Source organism: Vibrio sp. Vb1554 (genome assembly GCF_033344235.1).
The window spans coordinates 1-1156 of the sequence record NZ_JAWPOJ010000329.1; the positions used below are offsets into that span (position 1 = coordinate 1).

General features: G+C 45.8%; 1 protein-coding gene and 1 pseudogene. Both read left to right on the plus strand.

Annotated features, from left to right (window positions below):
- Nucleotides 1–5: 5 nt before the first annotated feature.
- Entirely contained in the window at nt 6–449 is a 444-nt protein-coding gene (fliJ, locus tag R8N28_RS26030) for a flagellar export protein FliJ (RefSeq protein WP_005457733.1), read from the plus strand.
- Nucleotides 450–623: 174 nt separating this feature from the next.
- Nucleotides 624–1156: pseudogene (locus R8N28_RS26035) on the plus strand (flagellar hook-length control protein FliK); the annotation flags it as partial.

Here is a 1156-nt window from a genome sequence, read left to right on the forward strand (position 1 = left end):
AGCGTATGAATAATGCGATGGAATTCCTACTTGAGCAGACCAAAGAGCGCGAAGACCAAGCCGTACTTGCGCTGAACAAAGCGCGCTCTGAGCTTGAAGACTATTACCGTCAGGTTGAGCAAATCGAAAAATATCGTCTCGATTACTGCCAGCAGTTGGTGGATCGTGGTCAAGCGGGTTTAACCGCCAGCCAATACGGGCATCTCAACCGATTCTTATGTCAGCTTGACGAGACACTGTCAAAGCAAAAGCAAGCAGAGCATCACTTCAAAGAACAAGTCGAAAACTGCAAAGACTACTGGCTCAAGATGCGCCAAGAACGCATGTCTTACGAGTGGATGATCGAAAAGAAAGCGAAAGAAAAGCAAATTGCGGAAGCCAAACGTGAGCAAAAGCAGATGGATGAGTTTTCCACGCTGTTGTTTAGCCGTAAGGCCAAGCCGTTCTAATTTTTGTTGAAGTTGATCTCGCTTCCACTCTTTTCGTGTGCGTTGTTCGTCAGGAAAAGAGCCTTATGCGTTGGCGTGATTTTTGCAAATTCATGGTTTAATTATCTAATTTTGCCTCTGATGGGCAATCTGGTCACGCCATAAAAAGGCGTAGCTAAAAACGAGAAAGTTTTTATGAATGTGAATTTGTCTAATGTTTCTGAGTCTTCCGCAAAAGCACCTACAGAAAGCTCTGAAAGCAAAGGTTTTTTTGAAACCTTAGCGGGAGTTTTTACAGGTTCACAAAAAGCAGAAAAAGCGGTCACTCAAACAGCAAGTACAGATGCAAAGACCGACGTTAGCACCACAGAAGGTGAAATGGTCGAGAAGAATGGCGAGAGCCAAGAATCAGTCGCGAACCGTGAGAGTGTCGACGGAAAAGCGGCTGATGCATTGCTAGAGCATGAAGGCGTAAAAGCCGTTGCTGACGAATCCGAGCAAACTTCGGAATCACTTCAAGAAGAAGGTAAAGCCCCCGTCGTAGCTAAGCAAGCTTTGTCGCCAATGGAGTCAGAGGCTCAGTTGGATTCAAAACAAAGCGCTCAGAACACAGACTCGCAAGATAAGATAGCGGTGGCCAGTGCGATGGGAGAAGGTCAGCAACTACTCGGTCGTATTGAACAAGCGAACCAAGCATTGCAAACCAATGATTCTTTTGTTGATAGCGG